Genomic DNA, 23,659 nt, shown 5'->3' with positions numbered 1-23,659 from the left:
CCAGTGAGGCTCGCCTGTTTCACGGGAAACTCGACCTCGCACTCTGCCGGATGTCACTCACCGATGAGGCCGGATGGGGCCAGTAGGGGGCATGCTGCTTCCGGATGAACAGACATGCTCCATCTACCAGCACAGGACCACTGAGCAGCACCGCTAGTTTCACATGAAACTGGGTGGATGGAGCCCGGCTCCTGGAGGCTACCTAACAGCACCAGCCACTCCCAAGAGCGTGGCCCCACTCAGTGACGAACTACCGCTCAGCGTGCCGCCCCCGTGATCGGCTGATTCTCACCGACCAGGGTCGGGCACCGCTTGGCGCCCGCCTCGACATACGAATCCCTAGCGAGGACACGGATGGAGCACCAGGCTCTTCCAACGCTCACGTGAACCGAGCCCGGTCCCTGTTGCCCGTCAGGGATAAGACCGACAGCCCTCGGACCCTTCTCAGTCGGAACCGCACGCGGCAAGGGAGATCTCGTTTCACGTGAAACGGAATCATGACCACGATGGAGCACCGCGGCAGAATGCTGACTCGAGAGTTGCCGATCTCCCGTGTGCAGACCACCACGTGGCCCGGGAACAGAGATGCAGGGTAGTCCCCATCAATCGCTTTCGGTCAATGCGCGATCTGCACATTCAATGGGAAGATCACCATCCGCATGACGCTTGGATGTGCATATGAACCGCTCAGAAGTTCAAGTCCCGGCCCAACGGTAACCACGTCGAGGGCCGCACCACCTCAGGCGAATACCCCCGCTCACGACCGAGCGTCCCCGAACCAAGACCCGGGAGCGAAGGCCCCTGCCCGAAGGCCGGGACCGAAGACCCACCCAGCGCCCGCTGGCTGTTTCACGTGAAACACCTATCCTGAAGAAGTCGCCCACTACCGCACCAACGTCAACGGTAGATTCGACACGACGTGACCACGCCTTGTCGTGCAGCCTCGCAGGGGTGCAATACACACGCGACTCGATCTGAGACTCCGAGGAGAACCCGGGCAGGAGAAACGAACGGTCCAAGCAAATTCGAGAATCAACCGTTCAAAGTTGACTTAGACCACAAAGTAACCGAAAAGGCGCCTTACCGACCTGACGCATGCCCGCGATCGGCGATCTCAGCAGCCGCCTCACGATACGACAATGCCCCCGCCGATTGGGGGTCGTAGGTCAGGACGCTCTGCTGAAAGCTCGGTGCTTCAGAGATGCGGACGTTCCGAGGAATCACGGTCTTCAGGACTTCCTCGGGGAAGTGCTCACGGACCTCTTCGGCGACCTGCATGGCCAGGTTGGTACGGCCGTCGTACATCGTGAGGATGATCGTCGACACTTCCAAGGCGGAATTCAAGTGCTTTTGGATCATCCCGATGTTGTTGAGCAGCTGTGACAGCCCTTCCAGTGCGTAGTACTCGGTCTGAATGGGGATCAGCACTTCGCTGGCAGCGACGAAAGCGTTAACGGTCAGAAGACCCAGGCTCGGGGGACAGTCAATGAAGACGAAGTCGATTCGAGGAAGCCCCTGATTCTGGCGGTACTCGAAGTACTCGGCCAGCGCCCGCGAAAGCCGCTGCTCACGGGCCACCAGTGAAACCAGCTCAATCTCTGCGCCGGCCAGATCGATGGTGGCCGGGGCCACCGTGAGCCCGTCGATATCCGGACATGATTGCACCACCTCGGCCAGAGGCATCTCATCGATCAACACGTCGTAGACGCTGTCCACCTCGGAATTGTGCGGGATGGCCAACGCCGTGGAGGCGTTGCCCTGTGGATCGATATCCACCACCAGAACCTGCATGCCGGCACGCGCCATGGCCGCGGAAAGGTTTACCGTCGTCGTGGTCTTTCCGACGCCGCCCTTCTGGTTGGACACCGTCACGATGCGCGTCTCACGCGGCTTCGGCAGTCTGCGCCCCTTGAGCTTCTCCCGACGGCGATTTTCCTCGGCCAGCTCACGCGCTAACGGAGTCGACACGTCGTCTACCACAGAAGCCTCCCCGCTGGGAGTCGCTTTCCGTGAAACATCCGACTCATTGGTCAAGAGCACAACCTCCCGAGGTTGATATTCGGCCATACTGTCTGGCCACCGAGGCGCCCAGCGACTCCAGCCTACTGGTCAGTGTTGGGCACCGACCGCTACTCGTACCACGGTGGTCGGCTCAGGAAGGAGGTCCCCGCCCACCGACTCGATCACCGGAGCCTTCGCCTTGTGCTTCTTCAGCACCTTCGCAGCAGACGTGGTCTCATCAGCCGCGCTGCGGCCCTTGATCGCCAACAGTTCACCGGAACCCTGCAGCAACGGAACGGTGATGGGCACCAAGGACTTCAGCGCGGAGACGGCTCGGGCCGTCACCACGTCCACCACGACATTCCCGACAACTTGTTCCGAGCGAGCCCTCACCACGTCAACGTTGTCGAGGCGAAGATCCTCGACCACCATGTCCAACCAGGCGACTCGGCGCTCCAGCGGTTCGATCAGAATGAACTGGCAATCGGGCCGAGCCAAAGCCAAGGCGACGCCGGGCAAACCGGCTCCGGAGCCGACGTCGGCCACCAGGGCACCGTCGACAAGGAGGTCTCCGACCACAGCGCAGTTCAGAATGTGGCGTTCCCACAGGCGTCCCACCTCGCGTGGGCCTAGCAAACCCCACTCGATCCCGGTGGAGGCCAAGTGCTCCCCGAAACGAACAGCCAGGTCCAGTCGGTCCCCGAACAGTTCCTCCGCTGCGGAGCGGAACTGGCCGGTCAACTCCGGCAGCTGCTCGGCAGCCTCAAGGGACTCGGTCTCACCCGTGGACTCACCGGACCCTGCGGGGACGTCAGTAGGGTCTTCAGTCACCGGAGGAGACCACCACATGCCGACGCGGTCCTTCGCCCTCGGACTCGCTCACCAAACCAGCTTCGGCGATGACGTCGTGAACGATTTTCCGCTCGTAAGCGCCCATGGGGCGAAGATGCACGGGTTCGCCCGTTTGGCGAACCGCATCCACCGCCTCTTGCGCCACGACCTCGAGCTCGTTGGCCCGTTCAGTCCGGTGCCCGGCGATGTCCAGCACCAGTCGAGAACGATTGCCCGTGGCCGAAAGGACGGCAAGCCGGGCCAGCTCCTGAAGAGCCTCCAGTCGCTTTCCGTCCTGGCCCACCAAGTCGCGCAAACGCTCGTCGTCGCCCTCGGCGATCACCGAGACGTAGGTTCGTCCATTGCGCACCTCGATGTCGATGTCTCCGTCGATGTCCGAGATGTCGAGCAGTTCTTCGACGTAGTCCGCCGCGATGTCGCCCTCTTCCTCCAGCCGACTCTGCGTGGGAGCCTCCGCGGAGGAGTCAGCGGAACCGGTGGCGTCTGTCTCCGCCTCCGTCGCGGCTCTGACCTCACCGGTTTCTTGGCCGGACTCGGGTGGTTCCGCCGTTGGGTGCTCGGAGTCTGTCCGACCCTGCGTGTCCTCTACGGGATCCTCTGAAGGCGAACTCGAGGCGTCGCTCATGGTCATCTCCTCTTCTTGGGCTTGCGCTTGGGCTGCTGGCGCTGGCCCTGCTGCTTCGGCTTCGCGGCCTCAACCTCGGCCTTCGCGGAGGCTTCCTGTGCTGCCTTCCCGACGGGTGGCAGTCCCTTGACGGCACGGCGCTCATTGAGCTCGCGTTCGGCGAGGGAACCGGGAGTGGGGTTGTTGCGCACGATCCAGGTCTGCTGCCCGACGGCCCAGAAGTTGGTGGCGGTCCAGTAGATCAGCACACCGATCGGGAAGTTGATGCCGCCGATGCCGAAGACCAGCGGAAGGATGTAGAGCATGAACTTCTGGGACTGGGCGAAGGGCCCGGTCATGGCCGCCTCGGACATGTTCTTGCTCATCAGCATCTTCTGCATGAAGAACTGCGAGGCCGTCATGAGGACGATCATCACGATCGAGACCAGGATGACCGCGATGTTGAAGTTCTCTCCGGTCGATCCCAAGAAGGTGGACTGCATGGGAGCGCCGAGGAAGATGGCATTGCCGAAAGAGTGAATCTGGTCCGGGGACAGAGCCCCTTCACCCTCGCCGCGTTCAGCCGCCGCTCCCGCCCCGGAAAGGATCTGGAACAGGGCGAGGAAGAACGGCATCTGCACGAGCATCGGCAGACACGCGGCGAACGGGCTCGTCCCGTGCTCCTTGAACAGCGCCTGCTGCTCCATGGCCATAGCCTGGCGGGACAGCTGATCCTTCTTGCCCTTGTACTTGTCCTGAAGCTTCTTGATCTCGGGCTGCAGGGCCTGCATCGCCCGCTGAGACTTGATCTGCTTGACGAACAGCGGAATCAGCAGGGTACGAACCAGGATCACCAGGAGGATGATCGACAGCGTCCAGGTCAGGCCGCCGTCGGGATCCATGCCGACCCAGTCGAGGACGGTGTGGAACGCGCTGAGGATCCAGGACATCACCCACTTGAAGGGCCAGAGAATGATTTGGAAGAAGTCCATGGTCTCCTACTGTTCCGCCGGTGGATCCGGAGGGATAACGGGATGGTTCAGGTCAATGATCTTGGGTCGGCGCCCCGCTGGCCAAATCCTGGCACCGGGGGGGACCGGATCGACGCCGCCTTGTGACCAAGGATGGCACCGAACCAGCCGACGTGCTGCCAACCAACTGCCTCGGACGGCCCCGTGAACGTGGACGGCCTCCAGTGCATAGGCCGAACACGAGGGAAAGTATCTGCACACTGGACCGTACAACGGTGAGATGACGGCACGATAGGCCATCAGCACCCACGCCAACACCGTGGACGGCAAGGCTCGCAGCCACGACCATTCGCGGGCTTCCGGCAACGTGATGAACGGAGATTGAGCGGTCACGCCCCGGCCTCCGCCTCGCGGCGTGCGCGGGCCCGCTCGGTGGCCTTGCGTAGAGCGGAGGAGAGCGCGGAGTCCAGGTCCCTCTTCAGTTCGCTCCAGTCTGCGGTTCCCGACGGCGGCAACGCCCGCACCACCACAGTGGCACCGGGGTACCCCTGCAGTGGGCCCTGGAGTTGCTCGGCCACAGCCGCCCGGAGACGACGCTTGACGCGATTGCGGATCACCGCATTCCCCACTGCTTTCGAGACGACGAAACCGACGCGCACCAGCTCCTCTGAGCGAGCAGCCGCCGTCGGAGAGGCCGCCGTGGCCGTCGAGGTGGACGGTGCCGGCATGTCGAAATTGCGGCCGGCACCGGAAAGTCGTGCGGACACAACAACGTTCCGGCGCCCTGCTCGGGCACCGGAACGCAGTGTCTGGGAAAAGTCCGCGGGGGTGCGTACCCGTCTTTCGCGGGGAAGCACGCTGTCGCGATCCGCTCAGCCCGGCCGTTGGCCGGATCAGGCGGACAGTTCCGCGCGGCCCTTGGAACGACGGGTGGCCAGGATGGCGCGGCCGGCGCGAGTACGCATGCGGGCGCGGAACCCGTGCTTCCTGGCGCGGCGGCGGTTATTCGGCTGAAAAGTCCGCTTGCTCACTTTGATTTCTCCACAACGTGTGTATGCGCCCGGACCCGTTGTACCTAGGGGAAGAACCGGTAGACGCTTTGATTAGGACCTCCCCGCCGGACACGCTCTGACGACAGCAGAGACAGTGTTGCGTCCGCTGGCCGCCTGCACTGGTGACCGATCCACCGATGGACCGCCCGTTTCAGCACAGGGTTAAACAGCCCCGCGGGGACCAATCAAGTTTACGGAGGCTGCGGCCTCAGCGTCAAATCCCCGACGCGGAGTTATCCACGGCCTGTGAATAACTCTGTGGATGGCCGTTAGACTCGGAGTCCGGCACAGACGGCCGCCACGCCGATAGGAAGGACCCCATCATCCATGGTTGCAGATGAGGCAGTCAGCAGTTCGTGGCGCAAGGTGGTCCGTACTCTCGAAGAGGATGACCGGGTCACTCCGCGTCAGCTGGGCCACGTGGGTCTGGCCCAGCCCCAGGGCCTGATCGGCAGCACGTTGTTGCTGGCTGTTCCCAACGAGATGACGCGGGAAGTTCTGCAGACTCAGCTCAGGGACTCTCTGGCCGAAGCGCTCAGCGATGTCTTCCGCAGTGAGATCCTGTGTGCCTATTCCATCGACTCAACGCTCGTGGCCCCGATGACCGAGGATCCGCCGAGGCCGGCCGCCGCTCCGCCCGGCCGAGAGGTGCGGCACGCGCAGTCGGCTCCGTCGCCCGTGCGCCCCGCGCCGACGATGCCCGCTCCCGGCCCGCCCTCGACCTCGGATGAGACGAGTCGCCTCAACCCCCGCTACCACTTCGAGACTTTCGTTATCGGTTCCTCGAACCGGTTCGCCCACGCCGCGGCGAACGCGGTGGCCGAGGCACCGGCGAAGGCCTACAACCCTTTGTTCATCTACGGTGAGTCGGGTCTGGGCAAAACTCACCTGCTCCACGCGATCGGCCACTATGCCCGGCATCTCTACCCGGGGCTGCGGGTCAGGTACGTGAACTCCGAGGAGTTCACCAACGACTTCATCAATTCGATTCGCCACGACGAGGGCGCCAGCTTCAAGCAGGTCTACCGCAACGTGGACATTCTGCTCATCGACGACATCCAGTTCCTCGCGGACAAGGAAGCGACCGTCGAAGAGTTCTTCCACACCTTCAACACGCTGTACAACAACAACAAGCAGGTCGTGATCACCTCCGATCTCCCGCCCAAACAGCTCTCCGGCTTCGAAGAGCGCCTCAGGTCCCGGTTCGAGTGGGGGTTGATCACCGACATCCAGCCACCGGACCTGGAGACGCGCATCGCCATTCTTCGCAAGAAGGCCGAAGCAGAGGGTCTGACGGCTCCGCCGGAGGTGCTGGAGTACATCGGCTCGAACATCTCCACCAATATTCGGGAGTTGGAGGGCGCCCTGATCCGAGTGACGGCCTTCGCCTCACTGAACAAGCAGCCGGTAGGCGTGCAGCTGGCCGAGCAGGTGCTTCGCGACCTGATCACTCACGAGGACGCGCACGAGATCACGGCCCCGACGATCCTCAACGAGACGTCCGCTTACTTCAACCTCACGCTGGAGGAACTGACCTCCAAGTCCCGCACACGCACGCTGGTCACGGCCCGCCAGATCGCCATGTACCTGTTGCGCGAGCTCACGGAGATGTCCTTGCCGAAGATCGGTGCGGAGCTCGGCGGACGCGATCACACCACGGTGATCCACGCGGACCGCAAGATCCGTGAACTGATGGCCGAGCGTCGAACGATCTACAACCAGGTCACCGAACTCACCAACCGCATCAAGCAGCAACAGCGGGCACGCTAGCGCCTGGTGCGACGACTCCGGCTTCAGCCTTAACGCGAAGGTCCGTCCACACCCTGAACGCCGCAACGAGCGGTCGCCTCAGCTACTCATCCACAGTCGTCCACAGTTATCCACAGGCCGCGCTGACCCGGCTTCGCAGGCCAACCCACAGCTGTGGACAATCCTGTGGACGGTTAAGTGGAGGACTTCGCTTTGCCTCTGGACAACATGCCCTTCCCCTGTGAATTCGCGGATCGAGCCTCAAAAGTTGTTCAGCATCCGTGCACAGCCATGACGAGAACCGTCCACCGTCAGGTCCACAGGCAGAAGCCCGCCGATGAACCGAAGGATGCGGTTGTCCACAGTATCCACAGGACTTATTAACACTACTCACCCCTGTTAAGAAAGAATCCCAAGAACAGTCAACCTTCCCCGATCCCCGTCCCCACTCCAGCTCGACGACCCCCTCCGAATCACATTCCCCGCCAAAAATCGAACATTCGCACCCTCGGCGAGTCACGGTAGGCTGACACAGCACGCGGCGACCCACGTGTTCGACGGATACCCGGCGGGGGTGTCCCGATGAAGTCCGAAACCTGCCGTCCTGAGAAAGGCGGATACTTCTGTGAAGTTCACCGTTGAGCGAGACATCCTGACGGACGCCGTCTCCTGGACCGCACGCTCGTTGTCCCCTCGCCCGCCGGTACCGGTGCTCTCCGGTCTTCTCCTGACCGCCGAGGACAATCTCCTGTCGATCGCCAGTTTCGACTACGAGACCTCGGCCCAACTCGAGATCGAAGCGAACATCGAGACTCCCGGAACGATCCTGGTCTCGGGACGCCTGCTCAACGACATCGTCCGCTCCCTCCCGGCCGCGCCGGTCACCGTGGAGACCGACGGATCCAAGGTCGTCCTCACCTGCCGCAACTCGCGTTTCGCCTTGTCAACCATGCCGGTCGAGGACTACCCCTCACTGCCGGAGATGCCGGAGGCCGCCGGAACCATCGACGGTGACGCCTTCGCCCATGCCGTCGCTCAGGTGACGGTCGCCGCCTCGAAGGACGACACTCTGCCGATCCTCACGGCCGTGAAGCTGGAGATCGAAGGCGACCGCATCACGTTCCTGGCCACCGACCGGTACCGCCTGGCGATGAAGGAACTGAACTGGTCCCCGGCCGACCCGTCGATCTCCACGTCCTTGCTGGTCAAGGCGAAGACCCTCACTGAGGTGGCCAAGTCGCTGGCCGGCGGCGGTGACCTCGAACTGCGCCTGCCCAGGGATTCGACGAACTCCGACCTCGTTGGATTCTCTTCCGGAGGTCGCCGCACCACGAGTCTGCTCGTGGACGGCGAGTATCCGAAGATCCGCGCCCTGTTCCCCGAGTCGAGCCCCATCCACGCCGCTGTTCCCGCGGGACCATTGGTGGAAGCCGTCAAACGCGTCGCCCTGGTGGCGGAGCGCAACACCGCGGTGCGGATGGTCTTCACCGACGGGCAGGTCACCCTGGATGCCGGCGCCGGGGACGACGCCTCGGCCAACGAGTCCCTGGATTCGACCCTCGAGGGCGACGACATCACGGTGGCTTTCAACCCGTCGTATCTGGCCGAGGGCCTCAATGTCATCGATGCTCCCTTCGTTCGGTTCTCCTTCACCACGGCTCCGAAACCCGCTTTGATGACGGCCCAGCAGGAACCCGACGCACCTGGACAGGACGATTACCGGTACCTCGTCATGCCGGTGCGCCTGGCCAACTGATCCGGTCCGGTGGCGAGCGTCAGTGCATCTGTCCCACCTGTCTCTGACCCAATACCGTTCCTACAGCCAGGCTGATCTGGCCCTGGAGACTGGACCCAATGTCCTCGTGGGGTCCAACGGAGTCGGCAAGACCAACATCGTCGAAGCCGTGGGGTACTTGGCCACGCAGGACTCTCACCGCGTCCCCAACGACACTCCGCTGGTGCGCTTCGGTGCGCAGCAGGCCATCATTCGAGGCCGCATTCACCGGGGCGATCGGGCCGTGGCGCTGGAGATGGAGATCAATCCCGGAAAGGCCAACCGGGCCGCGATCAACCGAGGTGCTCCCCAACGGGCCCGCGAGGCTCTCGGTCTACTGCGGTCCGTGCTCTTCGCTCCCGAGGACTTGGCCCTGGTCACAGGGGATCCGTCCGGCCGGCGTCGTTTTCTGGACGACTTGCTCGTCCAACTGCGTCCGGCCCTCGGCGACGCGCGAGGCGACTACGAACGTGTGCTGCGCCAGCGCAACGCCCTGTTGAAGAATGCGAAGTTGTCCGGACGATGGACCGAGGAGCACGGGCACACCCTGGCTGTGTGGGATGAGCATCTGTCCCGAGCCGGCGCCCGCCTGCTCAACGGCCGTCTGCACGTGTTGCAGATGCTGGCCCAGCCCCTGACGGAGGCGTACACGGCCTTGGCCGAAAGCCGCAAAACGGCTGGGTTCAGCTATGAGTCCACGGTCCCGCTGGCCGGTGGCCAGCATCGAGAGGTGCCCGACGTCGGCGCGTTGCACGATGCGCTGCTGGAACAACTCACCGTGAACCAGAAGCAGGAACGCGATCGGGCGGTGACCCTGGCCGGACCGCACCGTGACGACCTGGCACTGACGCTCGGCCCGGCTCCCGCCAAGGGGTTCGCCTCGCACGGGGAGACCTGGTCCATGGCCTTGGCGCTGAAGCTGGCCAGCTATCAGGTGCTCGTGGCGGATGACCCCGACCCGGATGCCCGTCCGCTCCTGGTGCTGGACGACGTGTTCGCCGAGCTCGACGCCGATCGACGCAGCAGGCTGGCCGGGCTGACGGCCGGCGCCGAGCAGCTTCTGGTGACGGCCGCCGTCGCGGAGGATGTTCCCGCTGAGCTGGCGGGTCCGCGCATCCGCGTGACACTGGGCGATGGGGACAGCCAGCTCCACCCGCCGGAGGACGGATCGGCGCAGTGAGTCCCGAGGAGACCCCGGACGCTCCAGTTCCGGAGCGAGAGCCGTCGCCGGACGGGGTGGACGACGAACCGGATGCGGCCATCGTGGCCCTGAACCGGGTACGTCAGGCAGCCGAAGCGAGGGGCGAGGTGCGCCGTCGTCGTCCTGCTGCCGGCGGACCAGGCGGCTCCGGAGCAGAGCGCCGCGACGGCGGAACCGGAAGGGGCCGGCGTCGTGCTCCCGGTGGACCGGATGCACGGGATCCGCGGATGGTGGGGGATGTCTTCGGGCGACTGGTGGCCGAACGGGGCTGGTCGTCACCGGTCGCCGTCGGGTCCGTGCTGTCTCGGTGGGACGAGTTGGTCGGAGCGGACATTGCCGTGCACTGCCGACCGGAGAGCTTCGAGAACACGGTGGTGACCGTCCGCTGTGACTCCACGGCCTGGGCCACCCAGCTCCGTCTGCTCACGCCCGCTTTGCTCCAGCAGTTCGAAAAGGCACTGGGGCCAGGCATTGTGACCAGCCTGCGGGTCGCCGGACCCACCGCTCCGTCGTGGCGACGCGGACCGCGAGTGGTGAAGGGCCGAGGACCCCGAGACACGTATGGCTAGAATCCGTCAACGGCGATTTGACGAACTCACACCCCGGCGGGCGGTCCGGTACCGGGCGTCGTAGGTCTGGGTCATGAAGAAGGCCGATTCTGTTCCGCTCCGGACCTGTTTAAGGCCCGGCACGCCCCTTGGTGAGCTCAGCGAGCCCTTCTCGGGGGTAGGATGGGAGTGCCCACCCAGTCCCCGAACCGAGGAGCCGTAGACGCCCGTGGCCGAAGAGAACAACGGCACTGACCCGAGCGGCACTCCGCAGGAAACCGCCTCCACAGAGACACCCGTGGAATCCGAGGGACTCGAGGCGCAGGAGTCGGGCTCCGCCGAATCGGCCCAGCCCACTCGCATCACCGAAGCCACGCGCAAGGTGGAGCACGCCTACGGCGCGGGAGACATCACGGTCCTGGAGGGCCTGGAGGCGGTGCGCAAGCGTCCTGGCATGTACATCGGCTCCACTGGTCCTCGCGGGTTGCATCACTTGGTGTACGAAGTGGTGGACAACTCCGTGGACGAGGCCCTGGCCGGGTACTGCGACACCATCCACGTCACGCTGCAGGCCGATGGCGGCGTCCGCGTCCAGGACAACGGCCGCGGCATTCCGGTGGACATGCACCCCACGGAGGGCCGGCCCACCGTCGAGGTCGTCATGACCATCCTGCACGCCGGCGGCAAGTTCGGTGGCGGCGGGTACGCCGTGTCCGGCGGCCTGCACGGCGTCGGGATCTCCGTGGTCAACGCGCTGTCCCGGCGAGTGGAGACCGAGGTCCGCCGCCAGGGCAGCGTGTGGCGGATGAGCTTCGCCGACGGCGGTGTGCCCCAGGGAGAGCTGGTCCGCGCCGGGGAGACCGACGAGACCGGCACCACGCAGGTCTTCTATCCAGACCCGGCGATCTTCGACACTGTCGAGTTCGACTTCGAGACGCTGCGCGCCCGTTTCCAGCAGATGGCTTTCCTCAACAAGGGACTGCGCATCACGCTGACCGATGAGCGTTCCATTGAGACCAACGAGATCCAGCAGGACGAGATCGTCGGTGGCGCGGAGGGCGGCGCGGCCGAGGGCGCTGAAGCCGTTGTGGACGCCGAGGACCTTGACGGCGCAGAAGCCGGCACGGAGGTGCGCCCCGAGTCGGCGCCCGAAGCCAAGCCGGACGTCATCGGGCAGGACCTGGAGCCCCCGAAGGGCCGGACGGTCGACTACAAGTATGACAACGGGCTGCTGGACTACGTCGAGCACTTGAACTCGGGCAAGAAGGTCGAGATGGTCCATGCGGACGTCATCGCCTTCGAGACCGAGGACGTCGAGCGCAAGATGGCGGCCGAAGTGGCGATGCAGTGGACCACGGCGTACTCCGAGTCCGTCCACACCTATGCCAATACGATCAACACCCATGAGGGCGGCACGCACGAGGAGGGCTTCCGCGCCGCGTTGACCTCTCTGGTCAACCGGTATGCGCGGGACAAGGAATTGCTGCGGGCAAAGGACGACAACCTCTCGGGCGACGACGTCCGCGAGGGGCTCACCGCGGTGCTGTCGATCAAGCTCTCCGAACCGCAGTTCGAGGGCCAGACCAAGACCAAGCTGGGCAACTCCGAGGCGAAGGGCTTCATTCAGAAGATCGTCTCGGACCAGCTCGGGGACTGGCTGGAACGCAACCCCGGGCCGGCCAAGGACATCGTCCGGAAAGCACAGCTGGCGTCCCAGGCGCGTCTGGCCGCTCGCAAGGCCCGGGACAACGCCCGGCGGAAATCTCCCCTGGAGTCCTTCGGCATGCCCGGCAAGCTCGCCGACTGCTCCTCGAAGAACCCGGTCGAGTGCGAGGTTTACATCGTGGAGGGCGATTCCGCGGGTGGTTCGGCCAAGCAGGGCCGCAACCCTGCCACGCAGGCGATCCTGCCGTTGCGCGGGAAGATCCTCAATGTGGAGCGCGCCCGTCTGGACCGCGCGCTGTCCAATGCCGAGATCCAGTCGATGATCACGGCCTTCGGCACGGGCATCGGCGAAGAGTTCGACATCACCAAGCTGCGCTATCACAAGATCGTGCTGATGGCCGATGCCGACGTGGACGGCCAGCACATCACGACGCTCCTGTTGACGGTGTTGTTCCGCTACATGCGCCCCCTGATCGAGCATGGCTTCGTCTTCCTGGCGCAGCCACCGCTCTACCGCATCAAGTGGTCCAACGCCCCGCACGACTACGTGTTCTCGGACGAAGAACGGGACGCGGCGATCGTCGCGGGTCACGCCAAGGGATGGCGTTATCCCAAGGACAACGGGGTGCAGCGGTACAAGGGCCTGGGCGAGATGGACTACCAGGAGCTGTGGGACACCACCATGGACCCCGAGCACCGCACTCTGCTGCAGGTGACCATGGAGGATGCCGCCGCCGCGGACGAGATCTTCTCCATGCTGATGGGCGAGGACGTTGAGTCCCGGCGTTCATTCATTCAGCAGAACGCCAAGGACGTCCGCTTCCTGGACATCTAGCCCGCTGCCACATTGCACACCCCACAGGCCACCGGGCGGATGGAATCGATTCCGTCGGCCCCCGGACCAGGCCACCGGCCCCACACTGACGAGATCCGAGGACGAGGCGCGTGACCGACGAGCAGAACCCTGACAGCCCCGAGAACCCTGAGAACCAGGACGGTGCTGGCCCGGCCGAGAACCCACCGGAAACGGCGGCTCCCGACGGCGGCTCCCTGACCCCCGAGGAGGGAGCGGCCGTGCTCGCGCCACCGCTGAGCGATCACGACAAGGTCGAACGAGTCGATCTGCAGACCGAGATGAAGCGGTCCTATCTCGACTACGCCATGGCCGTCATCGTGGGCCGTGCCCTCCCGGACGTTCGGGACGGCCTCAAGCCGGTGCATCGCCGGGTGCTGTACGGAATGTTCGACGGCGGCTACCGCCCCGACCGCTCGTTCAACAAGTCGGCGCGTGTGGTCGGCGAGGTGATGGGCAATTACCATCCGCACGGCGACTCGGCGATCTACGACGCCCTGGTCCGCCTGATTCAGGACTGGGTCATGCGTTATCCGCTGGCCCTGGGGCAGGGAAACTTCGGTTCGCCCGGCAACGACGGCGCCGCCGCCCAGAGGTACACCGAGACCAAGATGGCCCCGCTGGCCATGGAGATGGTCCGGGACATCCAGGAAGACACGGTGGACTTCCAGGACAACTACGACGGCAAGCAGCAGGAACCGACCGTGATGCCGGCGAGGTTCCCGAACCTGCTGGTCAACGGCTCCTCCGGGATCGCCGTGGGTATGGCCACGAATATCCCTCCGCACAACATGCGCGAGGTCATCGACGGCGTGCAGTGGTACCTGGAGCACCCCGAAGCCTCCCGTGAGGAACTTCTCGCGGCCCTGATGCAGCGCATCAAGGGCCCGGACTTCCCCTCGGGCGCCCAGATCCTGGGGCGGAAGGGCATCGAGGACGCCTACCGCACCGGCCGCGGGTCCATTGCCATGCGCGCGGTCGTCAACGTTGAGGAGATCCAAGGCCGGACCTGCCTGGTGGTCACGGAATTGCCCTACATGGCCAACCCGGACAACCTCGCGGCCAAGATCGCGGAGATGGTCCGTGACGGCAAGCTCACCGGAATCGCGGACATGCGCGACGAAACCTCCGGTCGCACCGGCCAGCGGCTCGTCATCGTCCTCAAGCGGGATGCCGTGGCCAAGGTGGTGCTCAACAACCTGTACAAGCACACCCAGCTGCAGGAGAACTTCTCCGCCAACATGCTCGCCCTGGTGGACGGCGTTCCGCGCACCCTCTCACTGGACGGCTTCGTGCACCACTGGGTGATGCACCAGATCGAGGTCATCGTCCGGCGGACCGAGTTCCGCAAGCGCAAGGCGGAGGAACGGGCCCACATCTTGCTGGGGCTGCTCAAGGCCCTGGACATGCTCGACGAGGTCATCGCCACGATCCGGGCCTCCGCCAGTGCCGATGCCGCCCGGGAATCGCTGAAGACCCTGCTGGACATCGACGATGACCAGGCCAGGGCCATCCTCAATATGCAGTTGCGCCAACTCGCCGCCTTGGAGCGCCAGGGAATTCAGGACGAGTACGACGAACTGCAGGCCAAGATCGCCGAGTACAACGAGATTCTGGCCTCACCGGCGCGCCAGCGCGAGGTGGTCTCCACTGAACTGGCTGAGATCGGGGCGAAGTACGGCGACGAGCGCCGTACGGAGATCCAGTACGGCTACGACGGTGACATGTCCATGGAAGACCTCATTCCCGAAGAGGAAATGGTCGTCACCATCACTCGCGGCGGGTACGTCAAGCGCACGAGAATTGACAACTACCGGGCCCAGAACCGCGGTGGCAAGGGCATTCGCGGGGCCACCTTGCGGGATGACGACGTGGTGGACCACTTCTTCACCACGTCGACCCACCACTGGATCCTGTTCTTCACGAACCTCGGCCGGGTGTATCGAATCAAGACCTACGAGCTGCTCGAGGCCAGCCGGGACGCGAAGGGCCAGCACGTGGCCAACCTGATGGCGTTCCAGCCGGACGAGCATATCGCCCAGGTGCTGCCTTTGGCCGATTACGGGCGAGCTCCGTATCTGGTGCTCGCCACGCGGTCCGGGCTGGTCAAAAAGACGCTGCTGGCCGACTACGACACCAACCGCACGGCCGGCGTGATCGCCATCAAGCTGCGTGAGGGCGACGAGGTGGTCTCAGCCAAGCTGGTCTCGGAGGAAGACGACCTGATCCTGATCTCCAAGGACGGTCAGTCGCTGCGCTTCAATGCCAGCAATGAGGCACTGCGCCCGATGGGCCGTGCCACATCCGGGGTCACCGGCATGAAGTTCCGCCGCGGTGACGAGCTGCTGACCGTCGACGTCGTTCGTCCGGATTCGTTCGTCTTCATCGTCACGGAAGGCGGCTACGCCAAGCGTTCGTCGGTGAATGAGTACCGCCTGCAGAATCGTGGTGGACTCGGCATCAAGGTGGGCAACATCGTGGAGGATCGCGGTGAGCTCACCGGTGGTCTCGTGGTGGACGAGGACGACGAGGTGCTGGTGGTCATGAACTCCGGCAAGGTGATCCGTTCGGCGGTGAGCGGTGTTCCCGCCCGCGGCCGGAACACCATGGGCGTGATCTTCGCCAAGCCGGACCGGGGCGACCGGATCATCGCCGTGACCCTGAACAATGAGAAGCATCTCAATGGCGGAGTCTCCGGAGAGGCCGAGGAAGAGCCGGGTGCCGGTGAAGTACCCTTGGACTCTGATACGGTCGCTCCTGCCAGCGAGCAGGGCGACGACAACACCGTGGTCGCCACCGAATCCACGACGGGCGAAGCCGACCCGGACGCGGAGATTGACGGAGGACAGTAGTGAGTACATCGGGAACGCCGCGGCCGGCGGGGCAACGCCCGAGCCAGCGTCCGGCTGGCCAGCGCCCCTCGGGCCAGCGTCCGCAGAACGCCCCCCGCTCCGGGTCGGGCCGTTCTGGGTCGGGGTCCAGGCAGTCGGCTCAGCAGCAGGGGCTGGTCCGCCCGGCTCCCAAGGCGAAGGTTCGCAAGGCTCGCCTGCTGGTCTCCAAGATCGACCCGTGGTCCGTTCTGAAGATGGCCTTCCTGCTCTCGGTGGCCCTGGGCATCGTGACCGTGGTGGGTGCTGTGGTGCTGTGGACGGTCATGGACCTCACCGGCATCTTCGATCAGGTCAATGATCTCCTGGCTCAGGTGCTGGGCTCGGAGGGTGGATCGTTCACGGTTCAACAGTTGATCTCGCTGGGGCAGGTGGCGTCGTTCGCGACCATCATCGCTGTCGTGAATGTGGTGCTGCTGACCGCCTTAAGCATGTTGGCAGCAGTGCTGTACAACGTCTCCTCCACCTTGGTCGGTGGCATTGGTGTGACGCTGACGGACGACTGAGTCGTCCGTCGCCGATTTTGACCGTCGGCAGTGCTGCGGTACTGTTGATTCTCGTTCCGAAGGCTGCATTTCGGAACGTGAGGGCGTATAGCTCAGGCGGTTAGAGCGCTTCGCTGATAACGAAGAGGTCCCAAGTTCAAGTCTTGGTACGCCCACCCACGCAGTTCCCCATCCGGCCCTGGCCGGGGAAGGTGGCACCATGAAGCCGGTAGTTCGACTGGCCGTCCTGGTGACCGGCGTGGCCACCGTGCTCGGAGTTCGCGCCTGGCGAGAGAACGAGCGTGGCAAGCAGGTCTGGAGTTCGGCCACGGATTCCCTGGACGGCTCAGGCTCATCGGAAGATCGCCAGGCAGCAGCACACAACTGAACACTCCTCGGGGGTATGGCGCAATTGGTAGCGCACCTGCTTTGCAAGCAGGGGGTTAGGGGTTCGAGTCCCCTTACCTCCACCAGGTGATCTCTGAAGAGATCGGCAAAAGCCCGGACCCATGATGATGGGTCCGGGCTTTTCGTTGTCCGGAGTGGTTCCGAGAGTGGGATCTCAGTAGGCGGTCGCGCCAAGCACCCCTAGTGGACTATCGATATTCGCGCCGATCCTGACAGCTCGCACGGAGAATGACTGCGATTGGTCAGGATCCGTGCGAAAGACGTATCTGTTGATGACCAGATTTCATAGCCGCCAGTCCAGGACCTGTTCGCGCTATCGGGAACCAAGCCATCGCTCATGTCGCCATTATGTCTTCTGGGGCGCAGTGGCTCGAACATGGGCGCGCTCTCCCTGCCGCCCGACCAGACTGAGGAACTCCACCGGTCCGGCACTGGTCGCACCGAACCAGTGAGGGGTGCGGGTGTCGAATTCGGCGACCTCGCCCGGCTGGAGCAGGAACTCTCGGTCCCCGAGAATCAGCCGCAGGGTGCCATTGAGGACATAGGCCCAGTCAAAACCCTCATGGGAGTGCAACTCTGGCGCGGGCTCATCATTGCCTCGGGGCAGGACGAACTTGTACGCCTGGATTCCTCCGGGCCGGCGCGTGAGGGGAATGACGGCAGAACCGCCGCTACCGGCCATGGGCCGGAGATCGATGCGAGGATCGGCGGTCTGTGGTGCCCCGACGAGGGAATCTAGAGTGACGCCGTAATAGCGTGCCAGGGGCAGCAGCTGTTCGAGGGTGGGCCGCCGAAGACCGGCTTCGAGCCGCGACAACGTGCTGGTGGAGATTCCGGTCTCGCCCGCGAGATCTGTCAGGGTGATCTCTCGACGAAGCCGCAGATGCTTCAGGCGTTGGCCAACGGTGTCGAGTGTACGGTCAATCGTGTCGTCCATTCCGACAGTGTGCCACGAAATTGCTTATTGGCAATAGATGTTGCCATTGTGGATCACCGGTGCCAGGCTGGTTACATCACCACGCCAAAGCAGGAGGACCACTGTGGAACACCAGCACGAACACGAGTCTCCAGACCCCCACGATCACCACGCTTTTGATCGCGACTATTGGGAGGAGCATTGGGCTCCGAAGGCTCGTCGAAACATGCAGGGTGATGTGCCGGTACACCCGTACGTGGAGGAGGAGACGCGTGACCTCGAACCCGCGACGGCCTTGGATGCCGGATGCGGTACCGGCTCCGAGGCCATCTGGCTGGCGCGTCAAGGCTGGCAGGTCACGGGTGCCGATATCTCCACTTCCGCGCTCGCCACGGCCCACAACAGGGAACGCGAAGCAGGTCTGGACGATCGGCTGACCTGGGTGGAGACCGATCTGACGACGTGGGACCCGGGCCTGCGCTGGGACCTGGTGGTCACGAACTACGCCCATCCGGCCACTACGCAGTTGGCTTTTTATCAGCGCATCGCCGGATGGGTCGTTCCTGGGGGGACCGTACTGATCGTCGGGCACCTGGATGCCCAGGATGATGCCGCCGTCGGGACGCACGAGCATCCTCGGGAGGCGATGGTCACGCTGTCTGATATTGCCGCCTTGTTCGCCGCACCCGGGTGGACGCTTCAGACGGCACGCGAGAACGTTCGGCGGGTCACCGCACCGGACGGGTCGGAGACGGTCCTCCATGATGTCATCGTGCGTGCTCGTCACGCCGGAGAGGAACTGCGGTCGACGAGAGACGCCGGTAGATGATGGGTTGAGCGGCGATGCCGTTGGCCTTGAAGTTGGCCAGAACGAAGCTCCGGAAGGTCGGCCGGAACAGCAGGTTGGGGAGGAACGTGCGGAAATGGGGCCAACTGGCATGGTTGACCAGGCCGTAGCTGGAGGATTCTCCCTCCAGAGGACGCATCAGGACCGAATTCGGCAAGTTCGTTCGAGCCTGAAACCACCCTGCCGTGTATTCCCAGACTTGGCGGACGGTGTCGGCGTCATCGGCGTAGAAGTAGTTGAACAGGAAGGGGTGGTCCGGGCCGTGGTCCACGTCGTCGATCCGGGCATCGTTCCGGGCGACGAGTTGATAGGTGCTCCTGCTGGTTCGATGGATTTCCTCGACGATCCGGTGATATTCGGCGCGGTTCTGGACCTCTCTCGCAGCACTCACGCCCGTCGTACGGACGAGGACGACGACGTCATAGCGTGCGGCGGGCAGCCCCCGTGCGCGCAGCACGGCTGAGCCTTCACCCGGAGGGCGCAACACCGCGCGGAAGACGGTGACCTCGTTGACCTCCGGCAACTCCTTGAGATCGCGCGCCATGGTTCGCACCGTTGCCAGGACGGTGTCCCTCAGGCTGCTTCGGCGCGGCAACGGGCCGAGCCAGGGGCCGATCTCGGCTGCCAACAGGACGAACCCGTCCTCACTCGGTGACACCAGATCGGCTTTGACCGCCATGCTTTCGTGGACGGTTTTCATCGGGAGATCCCTTCAGGACGACGAGCGAGTCCCGCCAATTGGCGGGCGAGTCTGCGTTGCACGGAGGGTATTCGGCCGGCCGCGATGAGTGCAGCGTTGCGGACGGGACGAAGCGCGACGGGCGCTGTCGCCAGCGCGGTGAGTCGACCCGCCAGACGCACGACGCGCTGAGCGATGGGGCGTCGATCATGCGAGTACGCGTCCAGGGCGTCGGGAGATGCGCCCTCCAAGACCGACGCGAGTCGTTCGCCGAGGTCGACGGCGTCCTCGAAGCCGAGATTCATGCCCTGGCCACCCGCCGGTGAATGGACATGGGCCGAGTCCCCGGCCAACAGAAGGCGCCCGTCACGGTAAGACTCGGCGACGCGGTGGTGGACCCGGAAGCGCGATCCCCAGACCACACGGTGCACCACCGGGGTGAAGGCCTCGCCCGGCCCACGGTGGTCAAGGAGGTCCTGCACCACGCTCGCGTCCGGTAGTGCCGGTGCGTCTCGGAGGGTGGCGACGACGCGGTGCCGCCCGTCGGGCAGCGGCGCGAGGACCAGGAGGCCGGCGGGTGAGAAGTACAAGGTGACCTCGTCGGGAGGAATCGTTCCGCCCAGCACGACGTCAGCCAGGACGAAGGATTCGGCGTACGTTCCTCCGGCGAATCCGAGCCCCGCCTGATCGCGGACGGTGCTGTGCACGCCGTCCGCGCCCAGAACGTACTCCGCCCGGATGTGCTGGCCGTCGTCGAAGGTCGCCGTGACGCCGTCCGCATCCTGGTCAAGCCGATCCAGGGTCAGGGGGCGCAGGACGGTGCCGCCGAGTTCCTTCAGGCGAGAGAGCAGGAAGTCCTCGGTCTCGGCTTGAGAGATCATCAGCGCGTACGGGTAATCGGTGGCGAGGTCCGCGAACGATACCCGCATGAGCAGCGTGTCCCGGTCACGAACAGCGAAAGTCGGAGTGTGCACGCCGCGTTCCACCAGTTGTGCCGTGACGCCGTACGGTTGGAGAACTTCCAGGGTTCGCGGATGGATCACTGCTGCGCGGGAAGTCTTCGCACCTTCGTTCTGAGCGTCGACCAGCGAAACCTCGTGTCCGTGCTGACGCAGGACGATGGCGGCGGTCAGACCAACCGGACCGGCACCGACGATGAGGACCCGGGTCGACGGGGAGAGCATGGTGCCGGCTCCTCTCTCAGTGATGCAGGTCCGGTTCAGGATGCCAACGCGTGTTGGCATTCAATCAATCATCTTCGACCGACCCATGTCAACAACTGTTGGCCTACACTCGTGGCCCATGAGGCGAACATCAGCCGAGACGAAGACGATCATTCGAGCCGCAGCCCGCGAGCGCTTCGCGCGAGAGGGGTACGACCGGACGACGATCCGCGCAATCGCCCAGGATGCCTCCATCGACCCCTCCATGGTGATGCGGTACTTCGGGTCCAAGGAGGGGCTGTTCGCCGAGGCGGTCGACCTGGATCTGCGTCTTCCCGAGGTGTCAGAGATCCCGGCCGCAGACAGGGGCGCTGCCTTGGCCGGTCACTTCGTGGATCGTTGGGAAGACGGTGACGAGCTCTTGATGATTCTGTTGCGCACCGCGGCGACCAATCCCGCCGCCGCTGAACGCATGAGGTCCGTCTTCGCTGACCAGTTGACCCCCGTCGTCGCACGTCTGACCGGTGAGCCGTCCGAGGCGCCACTGCGCGCCGGCCTCATTGCCACGCAGGTGCTCGGCCTTGCCCTGTGTCGGTACACCCTGGACTTGCCACCGGTCGTGCAGATGAGTCGCGAGCAGATCATCGACCTGGTGGGTCCCACGCTGCAACGATATTTGAGCCGGTAAGGGGCGGGGAAGCCTGTTTTTCGTCGGGAACGGTGGTCGTGAGACCCGGGGCCCCGCATGAGTCGTCGCGATGCGAAGAACGAGGAACAAGGAGCAGCAGGGGATGATTGCGGAGCACGCGGAGCCCGTCATCGGGATCATTCTGGACCCGGACACACCGACCCGGACACACCGACCCAGGCCGGCCGGCGCTTGAGTACCAGGCTCGCTCACTGGTGAACGAGCGTACTGGGGAGGAGTGACGCGTAGACCTAGCGACCGACCCACGCTCCACCGACGCAGACAACATCGACCAGCTGGTGGAGATCTCTGATGAGATCCGGAGGTCGCGGCAATGGCGTTATGCCCTGTGCGTCACCGATCTGCCACTGTTGCTCCAGGATCGACCGGCCATAGCCCAGTGCCATCGCGGGCGTGGAGTGGCCGTGATCTCCATGCCTACGCTGGGCCCGGTCATGCAATGCCGCTTGCGGCGGGTGGCGACTCGCATGGTGGGCGAACTCTTGGAGGACCCGGAGATCATCGAGGCGACGGAGAACCACATCTACGGGGCCGAGGTCAAGGACGCCGGAGCCCTAGGCACGCGCTACACCAACCATCCAGTGCTGGCATGGCCCCTGTTGGTGATGGGAATGGTCCGAGCGAACCGGCCGTGGGATGTGGGGCTGGGACTGTCCAGCGCCATGGCGGCAGCCGTGGCGACGAGTGCCTTCGGTCTTTCCTCCACCACCATCTGGTAGATCGGCGACATGCTCTCCCCGGAGCGACGGTGGGTAGCCGGCTTTCTCGCCGTGATGATCTTGGTCATCTGGTTGATCACGTCTCACGGATTGTGGGAACGAGTGAAGGATCGCAGCCGAAAGTTCCGCCGACTGGCAGGTCTGTACAACGTCTCGACCCTGGTGACGGTGACCATCGGCGTGGGCATTCTGTACGCCACCCTGTTCGTGCTGAACCTCGGCGTCGCGTGGTTCCTGGTTCCGGTGGATCTCTTGAAAGAAACCCTGATGCACCCGGCGAACTTCGGCACCTACCTCGCGCTGGCCTGGGATTATCGACGATGGGCGTCCTTGCCGGCGCCGTCGGTTCCAGTTTCGAGTCTGATGAATCGGTGCGCCAGGTCGCTTACGGACAGCGAGAGAAGTACCGACTGCGGAGCATTCAGGACACGGTGGAGTAGCCGGCCGACGGAGCCCGCTGACACAAAGATGGCCTCCGGTCTGGGGAGACCGGAGGCCATCAAGGTCGAGGAGCGACGCCGTCAGAAGTTTTCGGCCCGGAGGTCCGGGGTTCTGCGGCCGTCCGCTCGTTCGGCTGCTTACTCGGCGGACTTCGGCGCGGGCACGCCGTCCACCTTCTCCTCCGCGGTGTCCACCGTGGCGTTGCCGGCGACCGCGCTCGGTGCGGTCGTTGCAGCGCTGGAAGATGTGCCTGCTGTGTTTGCTGACGCGGTGGGCTGTGCAGCATTCCGGGTGGCCAGGTCCGGATCGGTACCGGCCGGAGCAGCAGCAGCGGCGCCGTCCTGCTTCGGCAACGGGGCCGGAGCGGGGGTCTTCCACGGATCCTCCACGGGCTTGGTCAGCTGCCAGACCGCGACGGCGGCGGCACCGGCGGCCACGACGATGCCGGCGACGAGCCAGCCCTTGCCGCTCTTCTTGCCCTTCTTCGCCTGCTTCTTGAACTGCTTCTCGGCGTTCTTGGAGTACTCCTCGGCCGCCTTGCGCAGCTTCTTGACGGCCTTCTTGTCACCGGTCAGGTTCACCAGGGCGTTCTCCACGGCCGGGGAAACCTTGGCCGAGTGGGCGAGCCTGGACGCCTGACCAGCGACGCCGGCCAAACGGGCCGAAGTGGCCGGCAGGTACTGGGTTTCCACCTTGCCGCGGGCACCTTCCAGGTACGGAGCCATCCGGTCTAGCTGGGCCTGCACCTGCGGAGAGACCTTGTCCATCGTGCCGGACAGAGTCGTGCTGGCCTGAGCCAATCCCGCCTTCACCTGAGGGCTGAGTTTCTCCACAGCCCCGGCGACCTGCTTGGAGGTCTTACCGCGGACGCTCTTGCCACGGACTTTGCCCTCTCCCAGACCACGCTCTGCCCATGCCAGCGCGGCTTCGACCTTCGGTGCCACCCAATGTGCCGCTTGATCGACTCCGGCAGGGAGCCGGGTATCGATGGTCGGGACAGTTGTCTTCTTGCTCATCTGAACCTCCATGACGTGCGGTTGTGCACTAGATGTGCCGGCAACCCACCGGTCCGCCGGTCCTGCCTACAGCCTAAGGGGTCTCAGCCGCGGAGGCATCGTGGCAGTGGACCGCGCG

Annotated in this window: 22 protein-coding genes and 2 tRNA genes; 13 read left to right on the top strand and 11 right to left on the bottom strand. The window is 64.5% G+C overall.

What is annotated here, in order from left to right:
- Window positions 1–1,080: 1,080 nt before the first annotated feature.
- The 7 genes from ACFQQD_RS04460 to rpmH form a co-directional block, all read right to left on the bottom strand.
- Entirely contained in the window at window positions 1,081–1,980 is a 900-nt protein-coding gene (locus ACFQQD_RS04460; protein WP_378087517.1) for a ParA family protein, read from the bottom strand.
- Between the two features lie 129 nt (window positions 1,981–2,109).
- Window positions 2,110–2,751, bottom strand: coding sequence for a 16S rRNA (guanine(527)-N(7))-methyltransferase RsmG (gene rsmG, locus ACFQQD_RS04455; protein ID WP_378087515.1), 642 nt, complete (start codon window positions 2,749–2,751; stop codon window positions 2,110–2,112).
- A gap of 73 nt (window positions 2,752–2,824) precedes the next feature.
- Window positions 2,825–3,478 carry a protein jag gene (locus ACFQQD_RS04450; RefSeq protein ID WP_378086636.1) on the bottom strand — a complete coding sequence of 218 codons (654 nt, stop codon included), beginning with the start codon at window positions 3,476–3,478 and terminating at the stop codon, window positions 2,825–2,827.
- A 2-nt stretch (window positions 3,479–3,480) separates the two neighbouring features.
- Window positions 3,481–4,449: a membrane protein insertase YidC gene (yidC, locus tag ACFQQD_RS04445; protein ID WP_378086634.1), complete on the bottom strand. Its 969-nt coding sequence runs from the start codon at window positions 4,447–4,449 to the stop codon at window positions 3,481–3,483.
- A 6-nt stretch (window positions 4,450–4,455) separates the two neighbouring features.
- Window positions 4,456–4,794, bottom strand: coding sequence for a membrane protein insertion efficiency factor YidD (yidD, locus tag ACFQQD_RS04440; RefSeq protein ID WP_378087513.1), 339 nt, complete (start codon window positions 4,792–4,794; stop codon window positions 4,456–4,458).
- A gap of 23 nt (window positions 4,795–4,817) precedes the next feature.
- A complete protein-coding gene (rnpA, locus tag ACFQQD_RS04435) occupies window positions 4,818–5,285 on the bottom strand; it encodes a ribonuclease P protein component (RefSeq protein WP_378086632.1) in 468 nt (155 codons plus the stop codon).
- A gap of 36 nt (window positions 5,286–5,321) precedes the next feature.
- Window positions 5,322–5,459 carry a 50S ribosomal protein L34 gene (rpmH, locus tag ACFQQD_RS04430; RefSeq protein WP_378086630.1) on the bottom strand — a complete coding sequence of 46 codons (138 nt, stop codon included), beginning with the start codon at window positions 5,457–5,459 and terminating at the stop codon, window positions 5,322–5,324.
- Window positions 5,460–5,807: 348 nt separating this feature from the next.
- Here rpmH and dnaA point away from each other — a divergent pair, with 348 nt between their 5' ends.
- The 10 genes from dnaA (at window position 5,808) to ACFQQD_RS04380 (ending at window position 17,116) form a co-directional block, all read left to right on the top strand.
- The gene (gene dnaA / locus ACFQQD_RS04425) at window positions 5,808–7,250 is read left to right on the top strand and encodes a chromosomal replication initiator protein DnaA (protein ID WP_378086627.1); all 1,443 of its coding nucleotides are present in this window, start codon (window positions 5,808–5,810) and stop codon (window positions 7,248–7,250) included.
- A gap of 604 nt (window positions 7,251–7,854) precedes the next feature.
- A complete protein-coding gene (dnaN, locus tag ACFQQD_RS04420) occupies window positions 7,855–8,985 on the top strand; it encodes a DNA polymerase III subunit beta (RefSeq protein WP_378086625.1) in 1,131 nt (376 codons plus the stop codon).
- A gap of 22 nt (window positions 8,986–9,007) precedes the next feature.
- Window positions 9,008–10,183, top strand: a complete 1,176-nt coding sequence (recF, locus tag ACFQQD_RS04415) for a DNA replication/repair protein RecF (RefSeq protein ID WP_378086623.1) — start codon at window positions 9,008–9,010, stop codon at window positions 10,181–10,183.
- Entirely contained in the window at window positions 10,180–10,773 is a 594-nt protein-coding gene (locus ACFQQD_RS04410; RefSeq protein WP_378086621.1) for a DUF721 domain-containing protein, read from the top strand. The genes recF and ACFQQD_RS04410 overlap by 4 nt, the downstream gene beginning before the upstream one ends.
- A gap of 277 nt (window positions 10,774–11,050) precedes the next feature.
- Complete coding sequence (gene gyrB, locus ACFQQD_RS04405) at window positions 11,051–13,252, top strand: DNA topoisomerase (ATP-hydrolyzing) subunit B (protein WP_378087511.1); 2,202 nt, start codon at window positions 11,051–11,053, stop codon at window positions 13,250–13,252.
- A 239-nt stretch (window positions 13,253–13,491) separates the two neighbouring features.
- The gene (gyrA, locus tag ACFQQD_RS04400) at window positions 13,492–16,122 is read left to right on the top strand and encodes a DNA gyrase subunit A (RefSeq protein WP_378087509.1); all 2,631 of its coding nucleotides are present in this window, start codon (window positions 13,492–13,494) and stop codon (window positions 16,120–16,122) included.
- A complete protein-coding gene (locus ACFQQD_RS04395; protein WP_378086618.1) occupies window positions 16,122–16,664 on the top strand; it encodes a DUF3566 domain-containing protein in 543 nt (180 codons plus the stop codon). The genes gyrA and ACFQQD_RS04395 overlap by 1 nt, the downstream gene beginning before the upstream one ends.
- 81 nt (window positions 16,665–16,745) lie before the next feature.
- Window positions 16,746–16,819 (top strand) — tRNA-Ile (locus tag ACFQQD_RS04390).
- 44 nt (window positions 16,820–16,863) lie between these two features.
- The gene (locus ACFQQD_RS04385) at window positions 16,864–17,031 is read left to right on the top strand and encodes a hypothetical protein (protein WP_378086616.1); all 168 of its coding nucleotides are present in this window, start codon (window positions 16,864–16,866) and stop codon (window positions 17,029–17,031) included.
- 9 nt (window positions 17,032–17,040) lie between these two features.
- A tRNA-Ala gene (locus ACFQQD_RS04380) sits at window positions 17,041–17,116 on the top strand.
- A gap of 281 nt (window positions 17,117–17,397) precedes the next feature.
- Here the strand turns inward: ACFQQD_RS04380 and ACFQQD_RS04375 are convergent.
- Window positions 17,398–17,988: a helix-turn-helix domain-containing protein gene (locus tag ACFQQD_RS04375; protein ID WP_378086614.1), complete on the bottom strand. Its 591-nt coding sequence runs from the start codon at window positions 17,986–17,988 to the stop codon at window positions 17,398–17,400.
- Between the two features lie 103 nt (window positions 17,989–18,091).
- Here ACFQQD_RS04375 and ACFQQD_RS04370 point away from each other — a divergent pair, with 103 nt between their 5' ends.
- Window positions 18,092–18,796, top strand: a complete 705-nt coding sequence (locus ACFQQD_RS04370) for a class I SAM-dependent methyltransferase (protein WP_378086612.1) — start codon at window positions 18,092–18,094, stop codon at window positions 18,794–18,796.
- Here the strand turns inward: ACFQQD_RS04370 and ACFQQD_RS04365 are convergent.
- Both ACFQQD_RS04365 and ACFQQD_RS04360 read right to left on the bottom strand, forming a co-directional pair.
- The gene (locus ACFQQD_RS04365) at window positions 18,735–19,514 is read right to left on the bottom strand and encodes a hypothetical protein (RefSeq protein WP_378086610.1); all 780 of its coding nucleotides are present in this window, start codon (window positions 19,512–19,514) and stop codon (window positions 18,735–18,737) included. The genes ACFQQD_RS04370 and ACFQQD_RS04365 overlap by 62 nt on opposite strands.
- The gene (locus ACFQQD_RS04360) at window positions 19,511–20,677 is read right to left on the bottom strand and encodes an FAD-dependent oxidoreductase (protein ID WP_378086608.1); all 1,167 of its coding nucleotides are present in this window, start codon (window positions 20,675–20,677) and stop codon (window positions 19,511–19,513) included. The genes ACFQQD_RS04365 and ACFQQD_RS04360 overlap by 4 nt, the downstream gene beginning before the upstream one ends.
- A gap of 118 nt (window positions 20,678–20,795) precedes the next feature.
- Between ACFQQD_RS04360 and ACFQQD_RS04355 the strand changes: the two genes are divergently transcribed.
- Together ACFQQD_RS04355 and ACFQQD_RS04350 are read left to right on the top strand one after the other, a co-directional pair.
- Window positions 20,796–21,344 carry a TetR family transcriptional regulator gene (locus ACFQQD_RS04355; RefSeq protein ID WP_378086606.1) on the top strand — a complete coding sequence of 183 codons (549 nt, stop codon included), beginning with the start codon at window positions 20,796–20,798 and terminating at the stop codon, window positions 21,342–21,344.
- 425 nt (window positions 21,345–21,769) lie between these two features.
- Complete coding sequence (locus ACFQQD_RS04350) at window positions 21,770–22,084, top strand: hypothetical protein (RefSeq protein ID WP_378086604.1); 315 nt, start codon at window positions 21,770–21,772, stop codon at window positions 22,082–22,084.
- Between the two features lie 578 nt (window positions 22,085–22,662).
- Here ACFQQD_RS04350 and ACFQQD_RS04345 read toward each other — a convergent pair.
- Window positions 22,663–23,541: a hypothetical protein gene (locus tag ACFQQD_RS04345; protein ID WP_378086602.1), complete on the bottom strand. Its 879-nt coding sequence runs from the start codon at window positions 23,539–23,541 to the stop codon at window positions 22,663–22,665.
- Window positions 23,542–23,659 lie beyond the last annotated feature (118 nt).

It is taken from the genome of Citricoccus sp. GCM10030269 (assembly GCF_042665635.1).
Taxonomy (GTDB): Bacteria; Actinomycetota; Actinomycetes; order Actinomycetales; family Micrococcaceae; genus Citricoccus.
Note: the sequence above shows the minus strand (reverse complement) of the source record. Positions and strands in the feature narration are given on the sequence as shown.

Excerpts from the sequence above, each read along its gene's own strand:
- ACFQQD_RS04375 (WP_378086614.1), bottom strand. The coding sequence starts at position 17,988 with ATGGACGACACGATTGACCGTACACTCGACACCGTTGGCCAACGCCTG.
- ACFQQD_RS04450 (WP_378086636.1), bottom strand. The coding sequence starts at position 3,478 with ATGAGCGACGCCTCGAGTTCGCCTTCAGAGGATCCCGTAGAGGACACG.
- ACFQQD_RS04365 (WP_378086610.1), bottom strand. The coding sequence starts at position 19,514 with ATGAAAACCGTCCACGAAAGCATGGCGGTCAAAGCCGATCTGGTGTCA.
- yidC (WP_378086634.1), bottom strand. The coding sequence starts at position 4,449 with ATGGACTTCTTCCAAATCATTCTCTGGCCCTTCAAGTGGGTGATGTCC.
- dnaA (WP_378086627.1), top strand. The coding sequence starts at position 5,808 with ATGGTTGCAGATGAGGCAGTCAGCAGTTCGTGGCGCAAGGTGGTCCGT.
- ACFQQD_RS04360 (WP_378086608.1), bottom strand. The coding sequence starts at position 20,677 with ATGCTCTCCCCGTCGACCCGGGTCCTCATCGTCGGTGCCGGTCCGGTT.
- ACFQQD_RS04385 (WP_378086616.1), top strand. The coding sequence starts at position 16,864 with ATGAAGCCGGTAGTTCGACTGGCCGTCCTGGTGACCGGCGTGGCCACC.
- ACFQQD_RS04345 (WP_378086602.1), bottom strand. The coding sequence starts at position 23,541 with ATGAGCAAGAAGACAACTGTCCCGACCATCGATACCCGGCTCCCTGCC.
- ACFQQD_RS04355 (WP_378086606.1), top strand. The coding sequence starts at position 20,796 with ATGAGGCGAACATCAGCCGAGACGAAGACGATCATTCGAGCCGCAGCC.